Below are 3289 nucleotides of genomic sequence, written 5' to 3' on the forward strand. Positions count from 1 at the left end.
AGCACCGGCAGTTTCAGTCGCGCAAGTGGGTATATCAATAACAGGCCGCTCGGAACGTAGGCCGGATAAGGCCTTTATGCCGCCATCCGGCACAACCACAGGTACGGTACCTGACCGCCCGGGGATACCAGGATCGTTACAGCGCCTTCGACAAATAGTGGCGCTGCATGCCTGCGTGCGGGAAGTCTGGCAGCGACATCTGCAGCTGATAGCCTAATTTCTGATAAAACGGCAGCGCCTGGAAGCTAAAGGTATCCACCAGCAGATGGCTGCAGCCTTGCGCCTGCGCCTGCTGTTCCGCCTCCTGCATCAGCTCGCTCCCCAGCCCGCGCCCGCGCGTCGTCTCGCTAACCCACAGATACTCAATGCACAGCCAGTTGCCCTTGCGTTTGGCAATCAGCCCGCCCTGCATTACCCCTTGCGCATCGCGCGAGTAAATCCCCAGATCGCCAAACTGCGCCGCATCGAGATACTGCTGATTATACTGCCGCAGACCGGCAAACAATTCTTGTTGATCGTCGGGATTAATGCTTTTTGTAATGATTAGTGTCATTAACTATCTCCAGTATCGCGCTGCCGAATGGTTATTTTCCCTCTCCACTTTCACAAAATATTCTTATTTTCTCCATGATTATTTGCCTTAATTTTTTGCGTTCTAAAAGTAAGCAAAAAAACCTTTCCATTATCGCGATGGATCGTATAATGGGGAAAAATGAGAATGATCATTCTCACTACAAAACCAGAGGAGATGCGCTTTTCACCTCCTGAAGACCGAAGAGGTTGGCTTCAGCGGAGACACAATAACAATCACGTTCAGGAACATCTGTGTTCCTTTTTTGTCATTTTCGCTCACCCGAAAATGCCTCAGCGCCCAACCTATTCCCTCGTTTTTAAATAAACGGGGCGGACGTCTTATATCTTGAGAAAATATAATGAAATACATCATAGCTCCCATCGCGACAGCATTATTTCTCCTTAGCGGATGCGATAATGCGCAGACATCTGCTCCGCAGCAACCCACGCCGGAAGTGGGCGTGGTCACCCTGCAAAGCCAGCCGGTGCCGGTAGTCAGCCAGCTCACCGGCCGCACCACCGCCTCGCTCAGCGCCGAAGTTCGCCCGCAGGTGGGCGGCATCATCCAGAAACGCCTGTTTACCGAAGGCGATATGGTGAAGGCCGGGCAGGCCCTTTACCAGATCGATCCCTCCAGCTATCGCGCGACCTGGAACGAAGCGGCGGCGGCGCTGAAACAGGCCCAGGCGCTGGTGGTCTCCGATTGCCAGAAGGCCCAGCGCTACGCGTCACTGGTCAGGGATAACGGCGTTTCCCGCCAGGATGCCGACGACGCCGCCTCCACCTGCGCCCAGGACAAGGCCAGCGTGGAATCGAAAAAAGCGGCGCTGGAGAGCGCGCGCATCAACCTGAACTGGACCACCGTCACCGCGCCGATTGCCGGGCGCATCGGCATCTCGTCGGTTACGCCGGGGGCGCTGGTCTCCGCCGATCAGGATACCGCGCTGGCGACGATCCGCGGGCTCGACACCATGTATGTCGATCTGACGCGATCCAGCGTCGATCTCCTGCGTTTACGCAAGCAAAGCCTGGCCAGCAACAGCGACACCCTCAGCGTGACGTTAACCCTGGAAGATGGCAGTACCTATCCCGAAAAAGGGCGTCTGGCGCTCACCGAAGTCGCCGTCGATGAATCTACCGGCTCGGTAACCCTGCGCGCTATCTTCCCCAACCCGCAGCACGTCCTGCTGCCGGGGATGTTCGTCCGCGCGCGCATCGATGAAGGCATCATGAACGACGCGATCCTCGCCCCGCAGCAGGGGATCACCCGCGATGCCAAAGGCGACGCCACGGCGCTGGTGGTCGATGCCGCCAACAAAGTTGAGCAGCGTACCGTGGAAACCGGCGACACCTACGGCGATAAATGGCTGGTGCTGAGCGGCCTGAAAGCGGGCGACAAGCTGATTGTCGAAGGCACCGGTAAAGTGGCCCCCGGACAGACAGTGAAGGCCGTCGCCGTCAACAATAACGGAGGCAACGCCTGATGTTCTCCCGTTTCTTCGTGCGTCGCCCGGTCTTTGCCTGGGTGATCGCCATTCTGATTATGCTCGCCGGGGTGCTGGCGATCCGCACCCTGCCGGTAGGCCAGTACCCGGACGTCGCCCCGCCGGCGGTGAAAATCTCCGCCACCTATACCGGGGCGTCCGCCGAAACCCTGGAGAACAGCGTCACCCAGGTCATCGAGCAGCAGCTCACCGGCCTCGACCATCTGCTCTACTTCAGCTCCACCAGCAGCTCCGACGGCTCGGTCAGCATCACCGTCACCTTTGAGCAGGGGACCGACCCGGACACCGCCCAGGTGCAGGTGCAAAATAAAGTGCAGCAGGCGGAATCGCGGCTGCCGAGCGAAGTCCAGCAGTCCGGCGTAACGGTGGAAAAATCGCAGAGCAGCTTTCTGCTGATCCTCGCGGTGTATGACAAAACCAACCGCGCCACCAGCTCCGATATCTCCGACTGGCTGGTCAGCAATATGCAGGACCCGCTGGCGCGCGTGGAGGGCGTCGGCAGCCTGCAGGTATTCGGCGCCGAATACGCGATGCGCGTCTGGATGGACCCGACCAAACTCGCCTCCTACTCGCTGATGCCTTCCGACGTCCAGTCGGCGATTGAGGCGCAGAACGTGCAGGTCTCCGCCGGTAAAATCGGCGCGCTACCGTCGTCCAATGCCCAGCAATTAACCGCCACCGTGCGCGCGCAGTCCCGACTGCAAACCCCTGACCAGTTCAAAGCGATCATCGTGAAAAGCCAGGCCGACGGCTCGGTAGTGCGCCTGAGCGATGTCGCGCGGGTGGAGATGGGTAGCGAGGATTACACCGCCACCGCCAATCTGAACGGCCACCCGGCCGCCGGGATCGCGGTGATGATGGCCCCCGGCGCCAACGCGCTGGACACCGCGACGCTGGTGAAAAGCAAAATCGCCGAATTCCAGCGTCAGATGCCGCAGGGTTACGATATTGCCTATCCGAAGGACAGCACCGAGTTCATCAAAATCTCGGTCGAGGACGTGATTCAGACCCTGTTCGAAGCGATTATCCTCGTCGTCTGCGTGATGTATCTGTTCCTGCAGAACTTCCGCGCGACGCTCATTCCGGCGGTAGCGGTGCCGGTGGTGCTGCTTGGCACCTTCGGGGTGCTGGCCCTGTTCGGCTACTCGATTAACACCCTGACGCTGTTCGCCATGGTGCTGGCGATCGGCCTGCTGGTGGATGACGCCATC

The 3289-nt window shown here is 59.3% G+C and carries 4 protein-coding genes and 1 pseudogene; 3 read left to right on the forward strand and 2 right to left on the reverse strand.

What is annotated here, in order from left to right; genetic code table 11:
* Nucleotides 1-136: 136 nt before the first annotated feature.
* Entirely contained in the window at nt 137-553 is a 417-nt protein-coding gene (locus HMPREF3140_RS02915) for a GNAT family N-acetyltransferase (protein WP_004173879.1), read from the reverse strand.
* Between HMPREF3140_RS02915 and HMPREF3140_RS28555 the strand changes: the two genes are divergently transcribed.
* Nucleotides 528-644, forward strand: coding sequence for a hypothetical protein (locus HMPREF3140_RS28555; RefSeq protein WP_014343452.1), 117 nt, complete (start codon nt 528-530; stop codon nt 642-644). The genes HMPREF3140_RS02915 and HMPREF3140_RS28555 overlap by 26 nt on opposite strands.
* On the opposite strand, the gene HMPREF3140_RS28560 is transcribed toward HMPREF3140_RS28555, so the two are convergent.
* Nucleotides 604-726, reverse strand: a complete 123-nt coding sequence (locus tag HMPREF3140_RS28560; protein ID WP_032412474.1) for a hypothetical protein — start codon at nt 724-726, stop codon at nt 604-606. The two genes, HMPREF3140_RS28555 and HMPREF3140_RS28560, sit on opposite strands and share 41 nt — an antisense overlap.
* A gap of 206 nt (nt 727-932) precedes the next feature.
* Here HMPREF3140_RS28560 and eefA point away from each other — a divergent pair, with 206 nt between their 5' ends.
* Both eefA and eefB read left to right on the forward strand, forming a co-directional pair.
* The gene (gene eefA / locus HMPREF3140_RS02935; protein ID WP_004150241.1) at nt 933-2057 is read left to right on the forward strand and encodes a multidrug efflux RND transporter periplasmic adaptor subunit EefA; all 1125 of its coding nucleotides are present in this window, start codon (nt 933-935) and stop codon (nt 2055-2057) included.
* A pseudogene (gene eefB / locus HMPREF3140_RS29200) lies at nt 2057-3289 on the forward strand (multidrug efflux RND transporter permease subunit EefB); the annotation flags it as partial. The gene eefA and the pseudogene eefB, both read left to right, overlap by 1 nt.

This window comes from Klebsiella sp. HMSC16A12 (genome assembly GCF_001808265.1).
Lineage (GTDB): Bacteria > Pseudomonadota > Gammaproteobacteria > Enterobacterales > Enterobacteriaceae > Klebsiella > Klebsiella pneumoniae.

Bases quoted from the DNA above. Each gene is read 5' to 3' on its own strand.
- HMPREF3140_RS28555 (WP_014343452.1), top strand. From the start codon at position 528: ATGCTTTTTGTAATGATTAGTGTCATTAACTATCTCCAGTATCGCGCT.
- HMPREF3140_RS02915 (WP_004173879.1), bottom strand. From the start codon at position 553: ATGACACTAATCATTACAAAAAGCATTAATCCCGACGATCAACAAGAA.
- HMPREF3140_RS28560 (WP_032412474.1), bottom strand. From the start codon at position 726: ATGATCATTCTCATTTTTCCCCATTATACGATCCATCGCGATAATGGA.
- eefA (WP_004150241.1), top strand. From the start codon at position 933: ATGAAATACATCATAGCTCCCATCGCGACAGCATTATTTCTCCTTAGC.